This window comes from Collinsella sp. BG-O-102 (assembly GCF_023656745.1).
Taxonomy (GTDB): Bacteria; Actinomycetota; Coriobacteriia; order Coriobacteriales; family Coriobacteriaceae; genus Collinsella.
Genome location: NZ_JAMOKO010000019.1, coordinates 1 through 22475, shown reverse-complemented (window position 1 = coordinate 22475; position 22475 = coordinate 1). Strand labels below are relative to the sequence as shown.

20 protein-coding genes are annotated in these 22475 nt (G+C 59.6%); all 20 read left to right on the top strand.

The features are described 5' to 3' along the window. The first annotated feature begins 134 nt into the window (after positions 1-134). The 20 genes from NBH09_RS08835 to NBH09_RS08740 all read left to right on the top strand — a co-directional run bounded on the left by NBH09_RS08835 (position 135) and on the right by NBH09_RS08740 (position 22273). A complete protein-coding gene (locus tag NBH09_RS08835) occupies positions 135-1091 on the top strand; it encodes an ABC transporter permease (protein WP_035138896.1) in 957 nt (318 codons plus the stop codon). A gap of 3 nt (positions 1092-1094) precedes the next feature. Continuing rightward, on the top strand, positions 1095-3110 hold the full coding sequence (locus tag NBH09_RS08830; RefSeq protein WP_006236160.1) for a dipeptide/oligopeptide/nickel ABC transporter permease/ATP-binding protein: 2016 nt from the start codon (positions 1095-1097) through the stop codon (positions 3108-3110). Further along, positions 3111-3938 (top strand): ABC transporter ATP-binding protein, encoded by an 828-nt coding sequence (locus tag NBH09_RS08825; RefSeq protein ID WP_118081936.1) that lies wholly within the window; start codon positions 3111-3113, stop codon positions 3936-3938. Positions 3939-4018: 80 nt separating this feature from the next. Beyond that, the gene (locus tag NBH09_RS08820; protein WP_225093364.1) at positions 4019-4996 is read left to right on the top strand and encodes an acetylxylan esterase; all 978 of its coding nucleotides are present in this window, start codon (positions 4019-4021) and stop codon (positions 4994-4996) included. Further along, the gene (locus NBH09_RS08815; RefSeq protein ID WP_118081942.1) at positions 4989-5840 is read left to right on the top strand and encodes an acetylxylan esterase; all 852 of its coding nucleotides are present in this window, start codon (positions 4989-4991) and stop codon (positions 5838-5840) included. The genes NBH09_RS08820 and NBH09_RS08815 overlap by 8 nt, the downstream gene beginning before the upstream one ends. Before the next feature lie 68 nt (positions 5841-5908). Continuing rightward, positions 5909-6829 carry a dihydrodipicolinate synthase family protein gene (locus NBH09_RS08810; protein WP_196025586.1) on the top strand — a complete coding sequence of 307 codons (921 nt, stop codon included), beginning with the start codon at positions 5909-5911 and terminating at the stop codon, positions 6827-6829. Positions 6830-7000: 171 nt separating this feature from the next. Next, positions 7001-7966, top strand: a complete 966-nt coding sequence (locus NBH09_RS08805) for an ROK family protein (protein WP_006236155.1) — start codon at positions 7001-7003, stop codon at positions 7964-7966. Between the two features lie 140 nt (positions 7967-8106). Next, on the top strand, positions 8107-8793 hold the full coding sequence (locus tag NBH09_RS08800) for an N-acetylmannosamine-6-phosphate 2-epimerase (RefSeq protein ID WP_022094877.1): 687 nt from the start codon (positions 8107-8109) through the stop codon (positions 8791-8793). Positions 8794-8894: 101 nt separating this feature from the next. Beyond that, complete coding sequence (gene rapZ / locus NBH09_RS08795) at positions 8895-9815, top strand: RNase adapter RapZ (RefSeq protein ID WP_022094878.1); 921 nt, start codon at positions 8895-8897, stop codon at positions 9813-9815. A 6-nt stretch (positions 9816-9821) separates the two neighbouring features. Further along, entirely contained in the window at positions 9822-10751 is a 930-nt protein-coding gene (gene whiA, locus NBH09_RS08790) for a DNA-binding protein WhiA (RefSeq protein WP_195246818.1), read from the top strand. A 193-nt stretch (positions 10752-10944) separates the two neighbouring features. Beyond that, a complete protein-coding gene (gene gap, locus NBH09_RS08785) occupies positions 10945-11970 on the top strand; it encodes a type I glyceraldehyde-3-phosphate dehydrogenase (RefSeq protein ID WP_022094880.1) in 1026 nt (341 codons plus the stop codon). Positions 11971-12110: 140 nt separating this feature from the next. Continuing rightward, positions 12111-13301 (top strand): phosphoglycerate kinase, encoded by a 1191-nt coding sequence (locus NBH09_RS08780; RefSeq protein ID WP_195246816.1) that lies wholly within the window; start codon positions 12111-12113, stop codon positions 13299-13301. Next, the gene (tpiA, locus tag NBH09_RS08775) at positions 13294-14061 is read left to right on the top strand and encodes a triose-phosphate isomerase (RefSeq protein ID WP_022094882.1); all 768 of its coding nucleotides are present in this window, start codon (positions 13294-13296) and stop codon (positions 14059-14061) included. Before NBH09_RS08780 ends, tpiA begins: the two co-directional genes overlap by 8 nt. A gap of 5 nt (positions 14062-14066) precedes the next feature. Then, a complete protein-coding gene (gene gpmI / locus NBH09_RS08770; RefSeq protein WP_055310511.1) occupies positions 14067-15620 on the top strand; it encodes a 2,3-bisphosphoglycerate-independent phosphoglycerate mutase in 1554 nt (517 codons plus the stop codon). Between the two features lie 164 nt (positions 15621-15784). Further along, on the top strand, positions 15785-16039 hold the full coding sequence (gene secG / locus NBH09_RS08765) for a preprotein translocase subunit SecG (protein ID WP_006236144.1): 255 nt from the start codon (positions 15785-15787) through the stop codon (positions 16037-16039). 291 nt (positions 16040-16330) lie between these two features. Continuing rightward, positions 16331-18007 (top strand): peptide ABC transporter substrate-binding protein, encoded by a 1677-nt coding sequence (locus NBH09_RS08760; RefSeq protein ID WP_138375020.1) that lies wholly within the window; start codon positions 16331-16333, stop codon positions 18005-18007. A 156-nt stretch (positions 18008-18163) separates the two neighbouring features. Further along, positions 18164-19201: an ABC transporter permease gene (locus tag NBH09_RS08755; protein WP_117877270.1), complete on the top strand. Its 1038-nt coding sequence runs from the start codon at positions 18164-18166 to the stop codon at positions 19199-19201. A 14-nt stretch (positions 19202-19215) separates the two neighbouring features. After that, positions 19216-20151 carry an ABC transporter permease gene (locus NBH09_RS08750; protein WP_022094886.1) on the top strand — a complete coding sequence of 312 codons (936 nt, stop codon included), beginning with the start codon at positions 19216-19218 and terminating at the stop codon, positions 20149-20151. Between the two features lie 2 nt (positions 20152-20153). Further along, on the top strand, positions 20154-21245 hold the full coding sequence (locus NBH09_RS08745; RefSeq protein WP_138375019.1) for an ABC transporter ATP-binding protein: 1092 nt from the start codon (positions 20154-20156) through the stop codon (positions 21243-21245). Beyond that, positions 21245-22273: an ABC transporter ATP-binding protein gene (locus tag NBH09_RS08740; protein WP_022094888.1), complete on the top strand. Its 1029-nt coding sequence runs from the start codon at positions 21245-21247 to the stop codon at positions 22271-22273. Before NBH09_RS08745 ends, NBH09_RS08740 begins: the two co-directional genes overlap by 1 nt. Positions 22274-22475: the final 202 nt, after the last annotated feature.

Here is a 22475-nt window from a genome sequence, read left to right as displayed (position 1 = left end):
GATGTCGGCCGTTGGGACCGTATCCTCATAGTTGAAACAAAGACCCGGGCGGCAACGATGTCGCTCGGGTCTTGTAATGAGTATCCGTACTCATATACCAGTTGGTCCTACCGACAAAAGAAAGGGGAGAGAACGTGAACAACTTGCTACGTTTGATTGGAAGGCGTCTTGTGGCGCTGCCGATCATGGCATTGGGCGTCACCGTCCTGGTGTTCTTCCTTATGTCGTTCTCCAAGACCGACCCCGCCTACACGGCGTTGGGTGACGGTGCCTCGCCCGAGGCGGTTGCCGAGTACCATGAGAAGTATGGTCTGGACGACCCCTGGCCTGTGCGCTACGTGCGCTATATGGGCGATTTGATTCATGGCGACATGGGTACCTACGGCGCTGCCCGCAACTCCGTTGCCAAGCGCATCTCCACGGCCCTGCCCGTCACGATGCAGCTGACCTTCATCGGTCTTGCCATCGGTGCGGTCGTTTCGTTTTTGCTCGGCGTCATCGCGGCACTGTATCGCGACAAATGGCCGGACCAAGTGATCCGCGTCTTTTCCATCGCCGGCTTGGCAACCCCGTCGTTCTGGCTTGCCGTTCTGTTGATCCTGCTGTTCTCTTCCTACCTTAAGGTGCTCCCGGCATCGGGTGCTCTGCCTCACTTCACCACGAATCCGGTTGGCTATCTGGGACGTATGATCATGCCCGCTATCGCCTTGGCATTTCCGCTGACGGGCCAGATGACTCGTATCGTGCGTACCGCCATGGTCGAGGAGCTCGACAAGGACTATGTCCGTATGGCTCGTGGCGCCGGCGTTCCCGAGAAGGTCGTCGTCGGCATCAACGTTCTTCGCAATGCGCTGATCACCCCGGTCACCACCCTCGGTCTTAAGATCGGCTACCTCATGGGCGGCGCCGTCGTCATCGAGGTTATCTTCAACCTCCCCGGCATGGGCACTGCGATTCTGCAGGGCGTTCAGGGCAACGAGGCGAACCTGGTTCAGGGCGTCGTTATCGTCGTTGCTCTTGCCTTCATCATCATCAACATCGTGGTTGACATGCTCTACCTGCTCATCAACCCGCGCATCAGGACGGTGTAGATTATGGTAAAGATTCGAGAGAAGCAAACCGAGCAGCTCGAGAAGGCTGCCTCCAAGGGGCTCAAGCTCGGTGGCTGGAAGAAGATGACGCTGTCTTCTAAGATTGCCGCCGTCGTGCTGGTGCTGGTCGCCCTGACTGCGATTTTGGCGCCCCTTCTTGCCCCCTATAGCCCGGTCGAGATCTTTACGGCTCGCCAGGCTCCCGGCAACGGATTTATCTTCGGTACCGACGATAAGGGTCGCGACATTCTGTCGCGCATGCTCTACGGCGGACGTTACTCGCTGATTATCGGCTTTGGTGCTACCGCCATGGCTTTGGTCTGTGGTTCCGTTGTCGGCGCTCTTGCAGCGGTTTCGCGCAAGTCTATCTCTGAGGCGATCATGCGTATCCTGGACATCATCATGTCCATCCCGGGTATCGCCCTCGCAGCCGTTTTCGTTTCCATCCTGGGCAATTCCGTGCCGTCGATCATCTTTGCGATCGGCTTTATGTACACCCCGCAGATCGCCCGTATCGTGCGCGCCAACATCGTGTCCGAGTACGGTGAGGACTATGTCCGCGCGGTCATCGTGTCCGGCGCCAAGGCTCCGTGGATTCTGATCAAGCATGTTCTGCGTAACTGCATCGCTCCGATTATGGTCTTCACCGTTACCCTGGTCGCCGACGCCATTATCTTCGAGGCCTCGCTGACCTTCATCGGCGCCGGCATCCAGGAGCCCACCGCTACCTGGGGCAACATTCTCGCCGACGCACGCGGTGGCGTGCTCGCTGGCCGTTGGTGGCAGGCACTGTTCCCGGGCCTGGCCATCATGATCACCTGCCTGGCGCTCAACATCCTCTCCGAGGGCATTACCGACGCCATGGCCGCTGCTCCCTCCGCCGCCCTGGATCCGACCGATTCCTCCAAGCGCCGCGAGGCCGACCTGCTGGTTTCCGACCCCGTTCGTGCCTACAAGGAGCAGGCTCAGTCCCTGTCCGCCCGTCTTGGCGCACTGCGCGATGTCGAGCTCAAGCGTAACGACCGCCATGTGCCCGATGAGTCCGTTGAGCCGATCCTTTCGGTCCGCGATTTCTGCATCCAGTTTGAGCACCACGGTGATATCAACGTCGTCGACCACGTTAACTTTGACGTCCGTCCCGGCCAGACCATGGGCCTGGTAGGCGAGTCCGGCTGCGGTAAGTCCATCACCACGCTGGCCATCATGGGCCTGACCGACGATGACGAGCATCTTTCCGGCGAGGTTCTCTGGGAGGGCCGCGACCTGCTCAAGATGAGCAAGAAGGAGTGGTTCGGCCTGCGCGGTACCGATATCGCCATGGTCTATCAGGACGCCCTGTCCTCGCTCAACCCCTCCATGCTCATCTCTGCCCAGATGAAGCAGCTCACCAAGCGCGGCGGCACCCGTAGCGCCGAGGAACTCCTGGAGCTCGTGGGCCTCGACCCCAAGCGTACGCTCGAGAGCTATCCGCACGAGCTTTCCGGTGGTCAGCGTCAGCGCGTTCTGATCGCTATGGCCCTTACCCGCGACCCCAAGCTGGTTATCTGCGACGAGCCCACGACCGCTCTGGACGTTACGGTCCAGAAGCAGGTCATCAAGCTGCTCAACGACCTTCAGGCCAAGCTCGGCTTTGCCATGATCTTCGTTTCGCACGACCTGGCGCTGGTCGCCGAGGTCGCCCACAACATCACGGTTATGTACGCCGGCCAGGTTATTGAGCAGGCGCCCACCAAGGAGCTGCTCACCAACCCGATTCACGAGTACACCCGCGGCCTTCTGGGTTCCGTCCTGTCCATCGAGAGCGGTTCGGGCCGCCTGCACCAGGTGCCCGGCGCCGTTCCGAGCCCGCGCGATTTCCCCAAGGGCGATCGCTTCGCGCCCCGCTCGAGCCATCCGCGCATTGGCCTGGACACCCGTCCGGTCTTCAAGCGCGTGCCCGGCACCGAGCACTTCTATTCCGAGCTCCCCGACGAGGTGCTCAAGGCAAATGGTTTGACCCCTCACGCGGAGGTGATGTAGATGAGCGAGACCGCAGTCAACGGCGTCGAGCCGATCATCTTCCTTGATGACGTCCACGTCACCTTTAGGACCCGTACCGGCTCGATTCTGCACCCCAACCTGGTTCACGCCGTCCAGGGTGTAACGATTAAGCTCATGCCCGGACAGACCATCGGCATCGTCGGCGAGTCCGGTTGCGGAAAGTCCACCACGGCTAACGTCATGTGCGGCCTGCAGGCCCCCACGAGCGGCAAGGTCTACTTTAAGGGCAAGGACGTCACCAAGCGTACCGCCGAGGACCGTCGCCACATGGGTCGCGTCATCTCGGTCGTGTTCCAGAACCCGGCCACGGCGCTCAACCCCCGCATGGTCGTTCGCGAGCAACTGCTCGACCCCATGCGCGTCCACAACCTGGGTACCGAGGCCGAGCAGGAGAAGCGCGTCAAGGAGCTCTTGGAGCTCACCGGTCTGCCCTCCTCCGCCGCCGAGGTTCTTCCCGGCCAGCTTTCGGGCGGCCAGCGCCAGCGCGTCGCAATTGCCCGTGCCCTGTCGCTGAACCCCGATGCCATCATCGCCGACGAGCCCACCTCGGCTCTGGACGTTTCGGTCCGCGCGCAGATTCTCAACCTGCTGACCGACCTTAAGAAGGAACTCGGCCTGGCTATGGTGTTCATCAGCCATGACATCCAGACGGTCCGCTATATTTCCGACGACATCATCGTCATGAATGGCGGCAAGATCGTCGAGCAGGGCGAGGCCAAGCAGGTTTTCCAGCATCCTCGAGACCCCTACACTAAGATGCTGCTCGGCGCTGCGCCGTCGCTGCTGCATCCCAAGCTCGGCGAGTAACTTCGCTTTCCCTCCCGTGCGCCCGGTTCCCTTGCCGGGCGCACCTCCGTTGCGATTTCGAAAGGTTGGGTTCACGAGCCATGCCAAGTGCTCAGGAGCTACAACATCAATTTGGTGAATATCGAGGCGCTATGTCCCGTCCATCAGATTTCGATCTCTTTTGGAAGGATCGCATGGCCGAGGCTGACGCCGTCGGGCTTGACTATGCGATCGAGGCGGCATCGGTCACCGATGCCGTGACCTGCCAGCTTTTCGATCTCTGGTATACCGGCATGTGCGGCGCTCGCCTGCACGCCAAGTACCTTAAACCTGTCTCGGACGAGCCCGTGCCATTGGTACTTCAGTTCCATGGGTATCCGGGTGCAAGCCGCAGCTGGTTTGAGCAGGCGTCGTTTGCGGGCATGGGCATGGCACTCATCGCCCTCGACTGCCCCGGCCAAGGAGGTCCCTCCGAGGACATTGGTGGATTTGAGGGCACGACGGTCGCGGGCCATATCGTCGCCGGTATCGACGGCGACCCGGCCAACCTCTACTATGTCCGCTTGCACCAAGATATCCGCATTCTTTGCCGTATTGTTCGTGAGCTCGAGGGCATCGATCTTGCCCGTGTATTTGTGAACGGCGCATCGCAGGGCGGCGGTTTGGGCATTGCGACCTGTGCGCTTAACAGCGAGCTTATCAATCGCGCCGCCATCCTCTATCCCTTCCTGTCGGATTTCCGCCTGGTCTGGGATTTGGATGCCGACGACATTGCCTACGAGGGTCTGCGCTATTGGTCTCGCTGGTTTGACGAGGACTCGACTCGTATTGACGAGGCCTATGCCAAGCTGGCGTACTTCGATTCCAAGAACTTTGCCCCCATAGTCAAATGCCCCGTGCTGTTTGGCACGGGCACAGCCGATATCGTCTGTCCTCCGGCGACGCAGTTTGCAGTCTACAACAACCTGACCTGTGAAAAGCGTCATGAGTTCTTTGAAGGCTTCGGTCACGAGGAGATTCAGGATTTTGACGATCTGATCATTCCATTTTTCTGCAAGGGAGGGGAGGCTCATGTCTAAGTGCGAGAGCAATATCGATGAGCTGATTGTCCCCGAGCTTGCGGGAATTGCTGGGACGGTTTCGTCAAGGCTCTCTGATTTCCGGGATTGGCGCGGCGATGCTTCTGCGGATGTTTCCGAGTTGGAGACAGCCGCTTCGGACCTTGAGGTTTGCGGGCTGACCGTTACGGCGATTGATTTCGCCAATCCGTGCGCGCGCTACTCCGAGGTTTCCTTTGAGCTCGGCGGGTATGTCGTGCACGGCCGTTTGATTGAGCCCTCTGGTTGCGCCCGAAGATCCGAGCTTGTTCCGCTGTGTCTGATGTTCCATGACATCGACCGACCCGTGCGGGGATGGCATCACATGACGCGGTTTGCCGCCATGGGATATGCCGTGCTTGCGCTGGACGATGAGACTATTGGATCCAGCGATCTGCAGCAGGGGATTACCTCGCCTGCTTTTGTCGAGCGTGTCCGTTGGGGCTGCGCGTTGGCGAAGGTTGCGCGCAACCTTGATGGCATGGATCCCGACCGCATCTTTGCATGGGGCGAGGGCCTTGGCGGCGGTGTCGCGCTGGCGGTTTCTGCTCTGGACGAGCGGGGCCTTGCCTGCACGGCGCTTGCCAATCCGCTTCCCAGCGGTCTCGAGACGCTGTCGCCTCGGGTTCGTGGCTCGGTGCTCATGGGCACATCGCTCATGGATACCGTGAGTGATCCCAAGGGCCAGTTTGCCGTATTCAACGGTCTTGAGTGTGACCGGAGGCATATCATCTATGCCAAATACGCTCACGAGCGCATCAATGCGTTCGAAAACGAAGTCGTCGACTTCTTTAACCAAACGTTCTATTCGTGTTCTTTGGCCTAGACGGCCTGGACACCGCCAACAAGAGTGGGCGGCATAGGGCTGCCCGCCAGACAACTAAGGAGATTCTTGTGGCAACTCAGAAATTCACCGGCGTTATCCCTCCCGTCGTTGTTCCCGATACCGAAGACCACCAGCTCGACGTTGCCTCCTTTGAGCGCAGCATCAACCGCATGATCGATGCCGGCGTCGATGGCCTGTTCTTCCTGGGCTCCTCGGGCGAGGTCGTCTTCTCCACCGACGAGCGCCGTCGCCAGATTGTCGCAGAGGCCGTCCGTATCGTCGACCACCGCGTTCCCGTTCTGGTCGGCATCATCGACACCGAGACCGAGCGCATGATCGAGCACGGCAAGGTCGCTCAGGAGCTGGGCGCCGATGCGCTCGTCGCCACCTGCCCGTTCTATGCCCTGCAGGGCATGACCGAGGTCGAGGAGCACTTCCGCATCCTTCACGAGGAACTCGACCTGCCCATCTTCGCCTACGACATCCCCGTGTGCGTCCACACCAAGCTCCCCTGGAAGCTCCTTGCTAAGCTCGGCGCCGAGGGCGTCCTGGCTGGCGTCAAGGATTCCTCGGGCGATGACATCTCGTTCCGCTACCTCATTCAGGAGAACGAGAAGAACGGCCATCCGATGAGCATCCTTACCGGCCATGAGGTCGTCGTCGACGGTGCCTATCTCGGTGGCGCCGACGGTTCCGTTCCGGGCCTCGCCAACGTTGAGCCCGAGGGCTACGTTCGTCAGTGGAAGGCCGCTCAGGCTGGTGACTGGGCTACCGTCAAGGCCGAGCAGGATCGCCTCAATGAGATTTCGCACATCTGGGATGTCACCTCGGGCGTCCAGGGCTATGCCGGTGGCGTCGGCGCCTTCAAGACCGCTATGAACCTCATGGGCATCTTCGACAGCCCGACCATGCCGCGCCCGGTGAAGGCCATGACCGGTGAGAACGTCGAGGCGATTCGCAAGGTCCTCCAGGACAACGGTCTCCTTTAAAGGTTTCCCAGGCACCCGACCTCGCCGTTCAACCGTGCGGCCATGACCCATTAGGCCAATGGCCGCACGGTTTCTCGGCGATCTCGGGCACCTGGAAAACCTTTACCGCGCTGTGACGGCTAGCCTGACGGCGCATTTCCTGTAGTTGTTTTGTCTCCGAAGGAGAACGACATGGAGAACAAGTACGTCTGCTCTGTCGATATCGGCGGAACTAAGATCGCGACTGCCATCATGGAGTACCCGGCTGACGGCGGTGTGCCCCATCCCGTTTTTGAGGCTGAGGTTCCCACCGAGGCCCAGGAGGGTGGCGAAGCGGTCTTCCAGCGCATCGAGGCGTCTATCAAGGCAGCTCTTGAGGCAAATCCCGATGTCGAGGTCCTCGGAGTTGGCATCGGCGCTGCCGGTGTCGTCGACCCCAAGACGGGCGCCATCGCGTATGCCAATGAGATTATGCCCGGCTGGTCCGGCGTTCAGTTGGGGCCGCGTCTGCGCGAGGACCTCGGCCTTCCCGTTGCCGTTGTAGGCGACGTGCAGGCTCATGCTCTGGGCGAGGCCCACTGGGGCGTCGGCAAGGGCAAGTTCTCCGTCTTGTGTTTGGGCATCGGTACGGGCATCGGCGGCGCATATGTCGAGAACGGCCGCGTGATGCAGGGCTTCCATGGTGCTGCCGGCCATATGGGCCACATCGAGTGCTCGGCTGCCGCCGGCATTCCCTGCGCCTGCGGGCGTTCCGGCCATCTGGAGTCGGTTGCTTCCGGAACATCAATCGGGCGCATGTACGATGAGCGTTTTGGCCGCGTCGACCCCAGCCGTCCTTCGGTCGGCCGTGACGTGAACGACCTGTGCCGCGCAGGCGACGCAAAGGCGACCGAGGTCATTCATGACGCCGGCTTTGCGCTGGGCGCCAGCCTGGGCTCGCTCGCTAACATCCTGGACCCTGAGGTCATCGTGCTTTCGGGCGGCGTGATTCACCAAGGTCCCGATTGGCGTTCACAGACGTGGAAGGACTCGGTGCACGAGGGCTATGCCAGCCAGGCGCTCGACCCGCTTCAGGACACGCCGATTCTCATCGGCTCTCTGGAGGGCGACGCGCCGCTCATCGGTGCCGCCGAACACCTTCTTGCATCGTTGAAGTAAACATAACTACCAAGTGCGCCTTCTGAGGTGCCGCAGATTGACGTGAAAGAGGAGCGAAGCGTACTTCGGTACGCGAGCGACGGTTTGAACGTCAAGGTGCGGTGTCTCAGAAGGCTGTTTTGAGAAAGGTTGAGTCGAACATGACCGTTGATCCTTTGATCCAGTCCCTGAAGGGCAAGCTCGTCGTGAGCGTTCAGGCGTATATGGGCGAGCCGCTTCGTACGCCCGAGACCATGGCGCAAATGTCTCGCGCTTGCGAGCTCGGCGGCGCCGCCGCCATTCGCTGCCAGGGCCTTGCCGACATTGCCGCCATTAAGGGTCGCTGTGAGGTTCCCGTCATCGGCCTGTGGAAGGATGGGCACGAGGGCGTTTACATCACGCCGACGCTGCGTCACGCTCGCGCCTGCGTTGCTGCCGGTGCCGATATCGTGGCGATCGACGCCACCGATCGTCCGCGCCCCGATGGCAAGACGGTCGAGGATACCTTCCGCCCGCTGCACGAGGAGGGTGTGCTCCTGATGGCGGATTGTGCCACCATCGAGGATATTCGCCGTGCTGTTGATATGGGCTTTGACCTGGTATCCACCACGCTTTCTCACGGCGTCGCCGCCATCGACTGCACCATGGCCGATGGCCCCGACCTGCCGCTCCTGCGTCAGGCGACTGAGGAATTCCCCGGCCTTCCTATCATTTGCGAGGGTCGCGTGCATACGCCCGAGGAGGCTCGCGCCGCGATCGATGCTGGCGCCTGGGCCGTTGTCGTCGGCACCGCCATCACGCACCCCACGAGTATTACGAGTTGGTTCAAGGCTGCACTTGAGGCGTAAGACAGGCCTCGTATCCGCTCGGGGCGGTATACTCAATATAGGCAATTGACCGCGCGGGATCCGGGTTGCTGGGTCCCGCGCTTGTTTTCGGGAGGCAGCACATGCAAAAGGGAGATGCCATGGATGCGGCGGAGCGCTCGGAGCGCATCCCCGATATCGTCATCATCACCGGAATGTCCGGATCGGGCCGCACACAGGCCATGCACGTGTTCGAGGACATGGGCTATTTTTGCATCGATAACCTGCCTCCGCGTCTCATCGCCCAGCTTGCCGAGCTCGTCGGCATCAATACGGGCGTGGGCAGGCATCTCGCCGTCACCTGTGACCTGCGCAGCCAGGGCTTGTTCGATGAGCTGCTCGATGCCGTTGCCGCACTCGAGGAGCGCGAGATGAGCTGTGACATCGTGTTTCTCGAGGCCTCTGACGAGGTGCTGATCCGTCGTTATAGCGAAAACCGCCGCCGCCATCCCATTGCCAAGCCGGGGGAGACTACGGCCGATGCGATTCAGCGCGAGCGCCTGCAGCTGCAGGGTGTGCGCGACCGAGCCGATATGATCATCGACACGAGCCGCCTGCGTACCTCTGCCCTGCGCAACAAATTGCGCATGGCGTTCTCCGAGTTGTCCGACCAGCAGCTCATGGACGTTCACGTGTTCTCGTTTGGCTTTAAGCACGGTATGCCCGTTGAGGCGGACATTATGATCGACGTTCGCTTCCTGCCCAATCCGTTCTACGATCCCGAGATGCGCACCATGACCGGTCTCGATAAGAAGGTCTCCGACTTTGTTCTGGACCATCCCAAGACCCAGGAGTTCTGGAAAGCTTGGACGCAGCTGCTCGATACGGTGATGCCGGGCTATATCGCGGAGGGCAAGCCACAGCTTTCTATTGCCATCGGCTGCACGGGCGGTCAACACCGCAGCGTTGCCATCGCCGAGGCCACGGCACGTTATTTGGAAGGCGCTCAATATCACGTGAGCATTTCCCACCGCGACCTGTCGCGCGCCAACACGAAAGCATAGGCCTGCATGTCGTTTACCGCCGAGGTGCGTGACGAACTCGCGCGCTGCGAACCCGAATGTGAATACTGCGATTTGTCGACGCTTGCCGCCCTGACGCGTGTGAGCGGTACACTTTCGCTGGCCGGCTCCGGGCGGTATCGTTTGACGGTCGCGACCGAGACGGGCGCCGTCGCGCGCACGATGATCACACTGACGCATCGCATCCTTAAGCTCAAAACGGAATTCACCGTTCGTAAATCTGTATTGCATAAGGTTCGAAACTACCTCATCACCTTGCCTGATCAGCCAGACCTGGATAAGGCTCTGGTGCTGCTGGGCATCCTCGACCGCAGGGGAGGACTTGTCGCCGGCGTGCCCCGACATATCGTTGCCCGTCCCTGCTGCAGGCTTGCCTATATCCGCGGCGCGCTCATCGCGGGCGGCTTCGTGGCCGATCCACGCGGCGATTTTCATTTGGAGATCGCGGTGCAGGGCGAGCAATATGCCAAGGGGCTTTGCGATCTGTTGGAGCAGATTGGGGTCCATGCTCGTGTTAATGCGCGGCGGGGGTCATATGCCGTGTACATTAAGAGCGCCGAGGAGATCGAGCAGCTCCTAAAGCTGGTCGGCGCCAAGCGCAGCGTTGCCGAGATCGAGGAAGCGCGCGCGGTCAAATTGGTTAAGAACGACGTAAACCGTCGCGTGAACGCCGAGCTCGCCAACCAGACCAGAAGCGCCGGTGCCGCCCAGCATCAGCTTGCGTTGATCGATGAGCTCGAGCAGCGTGGCCTTCGCGATGCGCTTCCGGATGCCTTGGCGGTCTTTTGCGACCTGCGCGAGCGCTACCCCGATCTGTCACTGCGTGATTTGGGGGAGATGGCTGACCCTCCCTTGTCGAAGTCGGCCCTCTACCATCGTGTTTTACGGCTTGAAAAGCTCATTGAAGCAAACAGGTAGTTTGAAGTATCGACTTATATATGGATTTAACTGCTATTTTAGTCTTTAAAACGTTTTAACGTAAATTTGATTTTCAATTTCGAGCATTCTCGTGAAATTCAAGTCAAAAAAAAGGTATATTAGGCGAGTGGTTAGTTTGTGGGCCTCAACGGCGGGCGCTGTAGCTCGCGGGGGCCTTACGAAAGGAGACACAATGGCAGTAAAGGTTGCTATTAACGGCTTCGGTCGCATCGGTCGTCTGGCTTTCCGTCAGATGTTCGGTCATGAGGGCTCCGAGATCGTCGCTATCAACGACCTCACCTCTCCCGATATGCTCGCTTACCTGCTGAAGTACGACTCCACGCAGGGCAACTACGCTCGCGATCACGAGGTCGTTGCTGGCGAGGATTCCATCACCGTTGACGGCAAGGAGATCAAGATCTACAAGGAGGCCGACGCCAACAACCTGCCTTGGGGCGACCTCGACGTTGACGTCGTTCTCGAGTGCACCGGCTTCTACACCAGCAAGGCTAAGGCTCAGGCCCACATCAACGCTGGCGCCAAGAAGGTCGTCATCTCCGCTCCGGCTGGCAGCGATCTGCCCACCATCGTGTACAACGTCAACCATGAGACGCTGACCGCTGAGGACAACATCATCTCCGCTGCTTCCTGCACCACCAACTGCCTCGCCCCGATGGCCAAGGGTCTGAACGACTTCGCTCCCATCGTGTCCGGCATCATGACCACCATTCACGCCTGGACTGGCGACCAGATGCCGCTCGACGGCCCGCAGCGCAAGGGCAACAAGCGTCGTAGCCGCGCCTGCGCCGTTAACATCGTCCCCAACACCACCGGTGCTGCCAAGGCTATCGGCCTGGTTCTCCCCGAGCTCAACGGTAAGCTCATCGGTGCCGCCCAGCGCGTCCCGACGCCGACCGGCTCCATCACCAACCTCTACGCTGTCGTTGACAAGAAGGTCACCGTCGACGAGGTCAACGCCGCTATGAAGGCCTACGCTGCCACCATCTCCGAGACCTTCGGCTACAACGAGGACGACATCGTCTCCACCGACATCATCGGCGAGACCCACGGCTCCATCTTCGACGCCACTCAGACCATGTGCTCTGACCTCGGCAACGGTCAGACCCTCGTTCAGGTCACCTCTTGGTACGACAACGAGAACTCCTACACCTCTCAGATGGTCCGCACCATCAAGTACTTCGAGAAGTTCGTTGCTTAATTTAGCTTTTAGCGAATAGCTCGTTGAGCGTCTAAAGAAGGGCGCGGCCTTATAGGGCTTACACCCTAGGGTCGCGCCCTTTTTATAAGAAATCGTCTGCCGTAATGGGAGGCAGACACGTACGAAAGGTAGAAGCAAACATGGCCTTTACCAAGAAGACCGTTCGCGACATCGATGTCGACGGCAAGCGCGTTCTCGTCCGCGTTGACTTCAACGTGCCTATCAAGGATGGCGTCGTTGGCGACACCACCCGTATCAAGGCTGCCCTGCCCACCATCAACTATCTCGTTGAGCACAACGCTCGCGTCATCCTCATGAGCCACCTCGGCCGTCCCGAGGGCACCGGCTTCCAGCCCGAGCTCTCCCTTGAGCCTGTCGCCAAGAAGCTCGCCGAGCTCTCTGGTCTCGACGTTGCCTTTGTCGCCGACACCTACGGCGAGAAGGCTGCTGAGGCTGTTGCCGCCGTCGAGCCGGGCAAGGTCCTCGTTCTCGAGAACGTCCGCTTCGATAAGCGTGAGAAGAAGAACGATCCCGAGATCGCCAAGAAGCTCGCTTCCTATGGTGACGTCTTCGTTCTCGATGCCTTCGGCACCGCTCACCGCGCCCAGGGTTCCGTCGTGGGCCCCGCCGCTTACCTGCCTGCCGTCGCCGGCTTCCTGCTCGAGAAGGAGGTCGACACGCTGACCGGCATCTTCGCCGAGCCCGAGCGCCCCTTCGTCGCCATCGTCGGCGGTTCCAAGGTTTCCTCCAAGATCGGCGTTCTCGATCACCTCATCGACTCTGCTGACACCCTGATCATCGGTGGCGGTATGGCCTACACCTTCTTCCTGGCTCAGGGCCTGTCCGTCGGTCAGTCCCTCAAGGAAGAGGACTGGGTCGAGCGCGCTGGCGAGATGCTCAAGAAGGCCGAGGAGAAGGGCGTCAAGATCCTGCTCCCCATCGACAACCGCGTTGCCGATCACTTTGGCGAGGACGCTGTCCCCGAGGTTGTCGCTTCCGACGCTATCCCCGACGATCGTGAGGGTATGGACATCGGCCCCAAGACCGAGGAGCTTTACGCCGAGGCCGTCAAGGGCGCCAAGACTGTGTTCTGGAATGGTCCCATGGGCGTCTTCGAGTTCGACAACTTCGCTCACGGCACCCAGGCTATCGCCGAGGCTGTCGCCGATGCCGACTGCACCTCGATCATCGGCGGTGGCGACTCTGTCGCAGCTGTCAACAAGTTCAACCTGGCCGACAAGATGAGCTGGATCTCCACCGGTGGTGGCGCTTCCATGGAGCTCGTCGAGGGTAAGGCCCTGCCCGGAGTGGAGGCGCTTCTCGATGCCTAATCGCACCCTTCTTATCGCTGGTAACTGGAAGATGAACAACGACGTCGCCGAGGCCGCCAAGCTCGCCGACGAGCTGGCTCAGGCTCTGCCCGAGGTTCCGGCCGGCGTCGAGGTGCTCGTCTGCCCTCCGACCATCGACATCACCACGGTTCATGACCGTATTCAGGCTGCCCCCATTGCCCTCGGTGCACAGAACGTGTACTGGGAGGCCAAGGGTGCCTTCACCGGTGAGTCCTCTTGCGACATGCTCAAGTCCGCTGGCTGCACCTACTGCATCATCGGTCACTCCGAGCGTCGCGACTACTTCCACGAGACCGACGAGGACCAGAACAAGAAGGCTAAGGCTCTCGTTGCCGCCGGCCTTGTTCCCGTCTTCTGCTGCGGCGAGTCCCTCGAGGTCCGCGAGGCTGGCACCTATGTCGAGCACGTCGTGAACCAGGTCAAGGCTGGCCTTGCTGGTCTTGAGATCACCTGCCCCAAGCAGGTCGTCGTCGCCTACGAGCCCATCTGGGCCATCGGCACCGGCAAGACCGCTACCGCCGAGGACGCTCAGGAGGTCTGCGGTGCTATCCGTGAGACCCTCAAGGAGATGTTCGGCGAGGAGCTCGCTAACGGCATCCGCGTGCTGTATGGCGGTTCCGCCAAGCCCGGCAACATCGCCGAGCTCGTCGCCAAGCCCGACGTTGACGGCGCCCTCGTGGGCGGCGCTTCGCTCAAGGCTGCCGACTTCGCCTCTATGGTCGTCAAGGCAGGCGAGTAGGACATATGGCACAACGTCATCTTCCTGCACTCCTGATTATCATGGATGGCTGCGGCCTTGCTCCGGCCGATGGCGAGAACGCCGTCGCCGCTGCCAAGACGCCCTTCCTTGATGGCCTGTACGAGAAGTACCCCCACACCACGCTCGGTGCTTCGGGCGAGGACGTGGGCCTTCCCGACGGCCAGATGGGTAACTCCGAGGTGGGTCACCTCAACATCGGTGCCGGCCGCATCGTGTTCCAGGAGCTTTCGCGCATCAACAATGCCATCAAGGACGGTTCCATCGCCAAGAACGAGGTTTTCGTCAAGGCTATGGACGATGTCAAGGCTGACGGTAAGACTCTCCACCTCATGGGCCTTATGAGCCCTGGCGGTGTTCATTCTCACATGAACCACGTCGAGGCTCTGGTCAAGATGGCTGCCGAGCACGGTGTCAAGACCGTTCGCGTCCACGCCTTCATGGATGGTCGCGACGTTGACCCGCAGTCCGGTGCCGGTTACATGAGTGAGTTCTGCGCTTTCCTGGCTAAGATCTCCGAGGAGACCGGTTGCGACGCTCGCGTTGCCACCGTCTCGGGCCGTTATTGGGCCATGGACCGCGATAATCGTTGGGAGCGCATCCAGCGCGCCTACGACGTCATGGTCAACGCGTCCGATGCTGATACCGACCCCGTTGCCGGTATCAAGGCCTACTACGAGAAGGACCCGCGCGGCGACGAGTTCGTCGAGCCCTTCGCTGCCCACAACGAGGGCATTCACGAGGGCGACGCGGCCATCTTCTTCAACTTCCGTCCCGACCGTGCTCGTCAGATGACCCGCGTGTTCACGGACAAGGAGTTCGACGGCTTTGAGCGCGAGCAGATCAAGCTTTCGCACTTTGTGACGATGACCGAGTATGATCCGACGTTTGACGTCGAGGTCGCCTTCCCCAAGACGTTCCCCGAGAACGTCCTGGCCGACGTTATCGCCGCCAATGGCCTGAAGCAGCTGCACACTGCCGAGACCGAGAAGTACGCCCACGTGACGTTCTTCCTCAACGGTGGCATCGAGGAGCCCAAGGAGGGCGAGGAGCGCGTGCTCGTCGCTTCCCCCAAGGTTGCTACCTACGATCTGCAGCCCGAGATGAGCGCTCCCGAGGTTACCGAGAAGCTCGTCGCCGCCATCAACGAGGATCGCGCTGATTTCTACATCGTGAACTTCGCGAACTGCGACATGGTTGGTCACACCGGTGTCTTCGACGCTGCCGTTAAGGCCGTTGAGGCTGTTGACGATGCCCTGTCCAAGGTTGTCCCGGCGATTCTCGCCAAGGGCGGCTTTGCACTGATTACCGCCGACCACGGCAACGCCGATCACATGTTTGACGTTGCTTCCGACGGCTCCAAGCATCCGTTTACGGCTCACACCACCAACCGCGTGCCGTTCATCATCGTTGATGAGAAGGCCAAGCTCACCGGTATCGAGGACGGCCGTCTTTCCGATATCGCTCCGACCATGCTCACCATGGCTGGTATTGAGCCTTCCGCCGAGATGACGGGCCGCGTGCTCGCTACCGAGGCCTAATAGAAAACAAATACCGTTTTCTAGCAAGGGGGTTGTCCACAACCGGACAACCCCCTTTTTGGTATTTCTGCCATTTCCACCCCGTCCTTGAGTGGCAGGTAGGGGAGAGCGGGGGATTGTGGTACAGTACTGGAGTTTGAACTGTTCTATTAAGGAGCTTATCTATGGGTCCGTTCCAGATTCTTCTGTTTGTCGTTTGGGCTGTTTCTGCCGTGGCGCTGACGATTCTCGTCCTGATGCATTCCGGTAAGGGTACCGGCGTTTCGGATATGATTGCCAGCTCGCTGTATAACTCCAGCTCTGCCACGGGCGTTATGGAGCAGAACCTTGACCGCCTGACCGTCATCATGGCTGTCGTGTTTGCCGTGTGCGTCGTGCTGTGCATGTTCTTCTTCCCGCAGGGCATCGTGGGCTACTAATCACGAACCGCATAAATACTTGAAAAGGGTCCCGCAAGTGCGGGACCCATTTTGTTTACATATTTGTAACAGAGTCAAAATATCCTCATATACTTCGCCCAACTAAAGAAAATCTCGACCGTTAACCGGAATTAGCCCCAAATCGTGCATAAAATGCGCTACTGTATTGCAATACGTTGGTCCGCTTTGTATAACCAGCCAAAACGGCGGACCGCGTTTGAATGGTTCGATTGGGCTGTCTTGACGTTGCCCGACCGAACTTACTTTGTCCTATCTCATAAGGAGGATGGCATGGCTGATTCTATGTTCCACCAGCCCGTTATGGGTCGTCGCGCCTTTGTCGGCGGTACCCTTGCTGCGAGCTCCATGGCTTTTCTTGCCGCATGCGGCAAGAAGGGCGGCGACGCTTCCGGTTCTGAGTCCGGTTCGACGCTGAACTTCTACATCAACAACCCGGTCTGCATCGACCCCTATAACGTCCAGGAGGACCAGGGCACTCAGGTCGAGTACCAGCTCTTTGATGCTCTGACCTCTTATGACGCCGAGAAGGGCGAGATCGTTCCGCTGGCTTGCGAGTCCTTTGAGGCCAACGACGACGCCACCGAGTTCACCTTCAAGATCAAGAAGGCCAAGTTCCACAACGGTGACGACGTTACCTCCAAGTCCTTCAAGCTCGGTTGGGAGCGTCTGGTCAACACCAAGTCGGCCATCGCTACCGAGTACGGCCCTTCCGAGGTCTCCTATCACCTTTCTATGGTCGAGGGCTATGACGACCTGCTTGCCGGTAACGCTACCGAGCTCAGCGGTGTTACTTGCCCCGACGATGAGACCCTCGTCGTCAAGCTGTCTTCCGCTTACGCCGACTTCCCCTTCGTCGCCTCTCACCCGGCTCTGGCCCCGGTTCCCGAGTGCGCCGAGTCCGATGTCAAGAGCTTCTATCTTGCACCGGTCGGTAACGGCCCGTTCATGATGGACGGCAAGTGGGAGGATGGTCAGGAGATCAACCTCAAGAAGTTCGACGATTACTATGGCGACAAGGCCAAGATCGATGGCATCCACTTCCAGGTCATCAAGGACATGGAGACTGCTTACAAGGAGTTCCAGGCCGGTAACCTCGATGTCTGCGACGTTCCCGTCGCTCAGATCGATGCCGCCAAGAAGGATCGCGGCGTGTCCAAGGACGGCTACACCATGGGTGACGGCGAGCGCATGCTGCTCGGCGCCGAGCCTTCCACGTACTATCTGACCTGCAACACCACGGCCGAGCCGTTCAACAACGCCGACCTGCGCAGGGGCATCTCCCTGGCCATCAACCGTGAGGCCATCTGCAAGACCATCTATAAGGGTACCCGTACCCCTGCCGACGGCATTGTTCCTCCGGGCATCGATGGCTACAAGGAGGGCGCATGGGAGTTCTGCGCCTACGATGTCGACAAGGCTAACGAGTACCTCGACAAGGTTGCTCCCGCTGGCGCTAACGGGGATCGTGGCATTAGCGTGACCCTTTCCTACAACCAGGACGGCGGTCACAAGGAGATCATGGAGTCCATCATCGGCGACCTCGCCAAGGTTGGCGTTACCGCTGTCTCCGATACTCCTGAGTGGTCTGCCCTGCTCGAGCAGTATCAGAACTTTAACTATCAGTTCGGTCGTCTGGGTTGGATTGCCGACTACCCGATCATGGACAACTTCCTGTATCCGCTGTTCCACTCCGACTCCCTCGGTGGCGATAACCGCTCCGGTTACAACAACCCCGAGTTCGACGCCAAGGTCGACGAGGCTCGTACTATTGTTGACGACGAGGAGCGCGTCGCTAAGATGCAGGAGGCCGACGCAATGGTCGCTGCCGACTGCCCGGTCATCCCGATTATGTTCTACACGCACACCATCGTCGGCTCCGATCGCATCAAGCACCTCTATGTCGATCCGCAGAAGCATGCCGAGCTGGGTACCGCTGAGCTCGCCTAAGAGTTTGCAGCTTCCGTGAGGGTCAAGTATTTACGTAGACCTCATGGGAAACATACAGTTCTCCCTAACCTGGGGTAAACTGGCTGATGGTAATTTTGGGATGCCGGTCTGGCGATCGGCATCCCATTTAGGTTAATCCCTAGATAGGGGAGTGGTATGGGTAAGTACATCGTTAAACGTGTGCTTCAGTTCATCCCGGTGTTTTTGGGCGTTACGCTGATTCTGTTCGCCCTCCAGAATATCGTGCCGGGAGATCCGATCAAGCTGATCGGTGGAGACAAGGCTCTGTCCCCCGAGGTGGAGCTTCAGCTTCGCGTCCGCTATCACCTGGTCCAGTCGGACGAGGACGGCAACGCGATCCTTGACGAGAACGGCGACCCCGTTCAAACGTCGCTCGTGGACCGTTACTTGTATTACATGAACGGCCTGCTTCATGGCGATCTGGGCAATTCGTATCAGCGCAAGCTGCCGGTTACGGAAATCTTTGCCCAGAAGTATCCGTATACGGTCAAACTTGCCGCGTGCGCCATCGTGCTCGAGGCAATCATGGGTATCGGTGCGGGTATCATTTCGGCGGTTAAGCGTTATTCCTTCTGGGATATTTTGGTAACGCTCACCACGTCGATTCTCGTTGCCGTCCCGGCTTTCTGGCTCGGTATGTTGCTGCAGCTGTTCTTTGGCGTCATTCTCAAGGACGCCACGGGCGGTGCATTCTCCATGCCGATCTCGGGTGCCGGCGGTTCCAGCTCTCAGTATCAGGATTGGATGCACTATGTGCTTCCGACCATTACGCTGGCTTCGGTTTCGACCGCTTATGCCGCCCGCATTATGCGTTCGCAGCTGCTTGACGTCATGAACCAGGATTACATCCGTACGGCAAAGGCCAAGGGTCTCTCCAATCGCGCGATCATCATCAAGCATGCGCTTAAGAATGCACTCATCCCCGTCGTTACCTATATTGGTGTCGACTTTGGCGGCATGCTTTCGGGCGCCATCCTGACCGAGACGGTCTTTAACTGGCCCGGTATCGGCTATGAGGTCTATCGCGCCATTAGCATGCGTGACTGGCCCATCGTTATGGGCGGCGTTACGCTCATCGTCGTCGTCGTCATGGTGATCAACCTGCTCGTCGACATTAGCTATGCATTCCTCGACCCGCGCATCCGCCTTGGCGGTCCGTCGGATAAGGCCTAAGGGAGGTACGTCTCATGCAGGAAACTGATTCTCAGTCTCAGGAGCAGGCTACCGCCACCAAGGCCGCATCTGCTCCCGCCAAGTCCCGCACGCTGTGGGGCGACGCTTTTAAGCGTCTCCGTAAGAACAAGCTCGCCGTTATCGGTGTCTGCTGGATCATCATCGTCGTTGTGGTTGCCCTGACCGCAGATCTGTGGGCTAAGCCCTGGCTCGGTTCGCCGACGGCTTCCGACTCGACCACCATGGCTCAGACGTCGCTGCTGGCTCCGTGTGCCGAGCACCCGTTTGGCACCGACGCCCTAGGTCGTGACATTCTCGTCCGCGTTATCTACGGTGCACGTGTTTCGCTGTCCGTCGGCATTATGGCCACCGCGATCTCCACGCTGATCGGTCTGGTCATGGGTGCTCTGGCGGGTTTCTACGGCGGCATCTGGGATACGATCATCATGCGCTGTGCGGACATCTTCCTGGCGTTCCCGTACGTGCTGTTCGTTGTCGCCATGATCGCCGTTATCGGCCGTGGTCTTCAGAACGTCTTTATCGCCATCGGTATTCTCGGCTGGCCTTCGATTGCGCGCGTCTTCCGCTCTGCAATCTTGACGGTCAAGGAAAACGACTATGTTGACGCTGCACGCGCGATGGGTGCATCCGATGCTCGTATCGTCGTGCGTCACATCTTCCCGAACTCCGTCGCCTCCATCGTGGTCTACGCGACCATGAACATTGGTGGCGCCATTCTGACCGAGTCCGCTCTGTCCTTCCTCGGCATGGGCGTTATTCCGCCTACGCCTTCGTGGGGCTCCATGATTCAGGACGGTCAGCAGTATCTTCTGACCGCTCCCTGGATGATGATCATGCCCGGTCTGGCAATTCTCTCGACGGTGCTCGCCTTCACCCTGCTGGGTGACGGTCTGCGCGACGCCCTCGACGTCAAGATGAAGGACGCATAAGGATGAAGAAGAACAAGAACTATGTGGACCTGAAGGACCAGCCGGTTCCCGAGGGCCAGCATCTGCTCGAGGTCGATGACCTTAAGATGTATTTCCACACCGAGGATGGCATTGTTCGCGCTGTCGACGGTGTCTCCTACACGCTCGATCGCGGCGAGACCCTGGGTGTCGTCGGCGAGTCCGGCTCTGGCAAGTCCGTGACCGCCATGACCATCATGGGTCTTATCTCGATGCCTCCGGGAAAGATTGAGGGCGGCGACGTTCGCTATCGCGGTCGTTCTATCCTTGAGATGACCGAGGAAGAGATGCAGCACATTCGCGGTAACGATATCGCGATGATCTTCCAGGATCCTATGACCTCCTTGAACCCGGTCTATAAGATCGGCAAGCAGGTGGGCGAGGGCCTTCGTCTGCATCGCGGTTACTCCAAGCAGGAGGCGCTCAAGCGCGCCACCGAGCTTTTGGACCTCGTTGGCATTCCTGAACCCGAGAAGCGCGTCAATGAGTATCCGCACCAGTTCTCTGGCGGTATGCGTCAGCGCGTCATGATTGCCATGGCTCTTGCCTGCGATCCCGATATTCTGATTGCCGATGAGCCCACGACTGCCCTGGACGTTACCATCCAGGCTCAGATTATTGAGCTTATGCAGGAAATGCAGGAGAAGAACGGCAACGCCATCATCATGATTACCCATGACCTGGGTGTTGTCGCTGATATGGCCGACAAGATCATGGTTATGTACGCCGGCCGTCCCGTCGAGTTCGGTACTGCCGAGGAAATCTTCTACGAGAGCCGCCACCCCTACACCTGGGGCCTTATCCGCTCCATCCCGGAGCAGGCCATCGATGAGAAGAAGCCGCTTACGCCGATTCACGGCAATCCGCCTTCGCTAATGAACCTGCCCGAGGGCTGCGTGTTCTCGCCTCGTTGCCCTTATGCAACCGATAAGTGCCGCAAGCAGCGCCCCGAGCGTGTTGTCACCGAGTCCGGTCACTATTCTGCGTGCCACTATTCCGGTGACCCCGAGTTCCTCAAGAACGCTCCTGAGACGTCCCGTACGCGCATGGATTCCAAGAAGGGAGGCGAGGCGTAATGGCAGATACCAACGAGCGTACTCCGCTGCTGAAGGTCGAGCACCTCTCTAAGGAGTTCCCCGCTGAGTCCGGCATGTTCGCCAAGCGTTTTTCCAAGCGCGTCGTCTCTGCTGTAAACGACATCTCTTTTGAGATTTATCCTGGCGAGACCTTTGGCCTAGTCGGCGAGTCTGGTTGCGGTAAGTCCACCACGGGCCGTACCATCATGCGCCTGACCAAGCCGACCGCCGGTAAGGTGTTCTTCCAGGGTAAAGATGTTGCCGAGATGAGCAAGCATGAGATCAAGGACATGCGTCGCGAGATGCAGTTTATCTTCCAGGATCCCTATGCTTCGCTGAATCCCCGCATGACCATCGGCGAGATCGTCTCCGAGCCCATGACCATTCATGGCGTGGGTACCAAGGAGGAGCGCATTGAGCGCGTCCGCGAGCTTCTCGACGTCGTTGGACTGAACCCCGAGCACATCAACCGCTATCCGCATGAGTTCTCCGGCGGTCAGCGTCAGCGTGTCGGCATTGCCCGCGCTTTTGCGCTGAAGCCCAAGCTGATTATCTGCGACGAGCCGGTTTCCGCTCTGGATGTGTCCATTCAGGCCCAGGTTCTGAACCTACTGAAGGAGCTCCAGGACAAGTTCGGTACCGCATATCTGTTTATCGCCCACGACTTGTCCGTCGTGCAGCACATCTCCGATCGCGTTGCCGTTATGTATCTGGGTAAGATGGTCGAGGTTTCGGACTGGAAGACGCTCTACAGCGAGCCTCACCATCCGTACACGCAGTCGCTGCTGTCTGCCGTGCCGGTTCCCGATCCTGATATCCAGAAGACCCGCAAGCGCATCATCCTCGCTGGCGACCCGCCGTCGCCGCTGGATCCGCCGACCGGCTGCCGTTTCCACACGCGCTGCCCGATCGCGCAGGGCATCTGCTCTGAGAAGCTTCCCGAGTTTAAGGAAGTCGCACCGGGCCACTGCTGCGCCTGCCACTTCGCGGAGCCGTTCCCGATCAAGGAATCGCACATCGACTTGTAGCCGGTTGTTATCGTCCGGGCCCGCCCTGAAGTTACTTTTCAGAACGTCCTCGGACATGCAAGAAACCCCCGCTGCGCACTGAACTGCCTCCCATTTCTTGGACATGAGAAATGGGAGGCTTTTTATGCGTGTCGACTTGAGGGTGAAGCACGACATCGAGGCCAGGAAGGCGGCGATCGGGCTCTTCGAGCGAGGCCACGGC

Bases quoted from the DNA above. Each gene is read 5' to 3' on its own strand.
- NBH09_RS08760 (WP_138375020.1), top strand. From the start codon at position 16,331: ATGGCTGATTCTATGTTCCACCAGCCCGTTATGGGTCGTCGCGCCTTT.
- tpiA (WP_022094882.1), top strand. From the start codon at position 13,294: ATGCCTAATCGCACCCTTCTTATCGCTGGTAACTGGAAGATGAACAAC.
- NBH09_RS08780 (WP_195246816.1), top strand. From the start codon at position 12,111: ATGGCCTTTACCAAGAAGACCGTTCGCGACATCGATGTCGACGGCAAG.
- whiA (WP_195246818.1), top strand. From the start codon at position 9,822: ATGTCGTTTACCGCCGAGGTGCGTGACGAACTCGCGCGCTGCGAACCC.
- NBH09_RS08815 (WP_118081942.1), top strand. From the start codon at position 4,989: ATGTCTAAGTGCGAGAGCAATATCGATGAGCTGATTGTCCCCGAGCTT.
- NBH09_RS08820 (WP_225093364.1), top strand. From the start codon at position 4,019: ATGCCAAGTGCTCAGGAGCTACAACATCAATTTGGTGAATATCGAGGC.
- rapZ (WP_022094878.1), top strand. From the start codon at position 8,895: ATGCAAAAGGGAGATGCCATGGATGCGGCGGAGCGCTCGGAGCGCATC.
- NBH09_RS08740 (WP_022094888.1), top strand. From the start codon at position 21,245: ATGGCAGATACCAACGAGCGTACTCCGCTGCTGAAGGTCGAGCACCTC.
- NBH09_RS08830 (WP_006236160.1), top strand. From the start codon at position 1,095: ATGGTAAAGATTCGAGAGAAGCAAACCGAGCAGCTCGAGAAGGCTGCC.
- NBH09_RS08800 (WP_022094877.1), top strand. From the start codon at position 8,107: ATGACCGTTGATCCTTTGATCCAGTCCCTGAAGGGCAAGCTCGTCGTG.
- gpmI (WP_055310511.1), top strand. From the start codon at position 14,067: ATGGCACAACGTCATCTTCCTGCACTCCTGATTATCATGGATGGCTGC.
- NBH09_RS08755 (WP_117877270.1), top strand. From the start codon at position 18,164: ATGGGTAAGTACATCGTTAAACGTGTGCTTCAGTTCATCCCGGTGTTT.
- NBH09_RS08825 (WP_118081936.1), top strand. From the start codon at position 3,111: ATGAGCGAGACCGCAGTCAACGGCGTCGAGCCGATCATCTTCCTTGAT.
- NBH09_RS08750 (WP_022094886.1), top strand. From the start codon at position 19,216: ATGCAGGAAACTGATTCTCAGTCTCAGGAGCAGGCTACCGCCACCAAG.
- NBH09_RS08745 (WP_138375019.1), top strand. From the start codon at position 20,154: ATGAAGAAGAACAAGAACTATGTGGACCTGAAGGACCAGCCGGTTCCC.
- gap (WP_022094880.1), top strand. From the start codon at position 10,945: ATGGCAGTAAAGGTTGCTATTAACGGCTTCGGTCGCATCGGTCGTCTG.
- NBH09_RS08805 (WP_006236155.1), top strand. From the start codon at position 7,001: ATGGAGAACAAGTACGTCTGCTCTGTCGATATCGGCGGAACTAAGATC.
- secG (WP_006236144.1), top strand. From the start codon at position 15,785: ATGGGTCCGTTCCAGATTCTTCTGTTTGTCGTTTGGGCTGTTTCTGCC.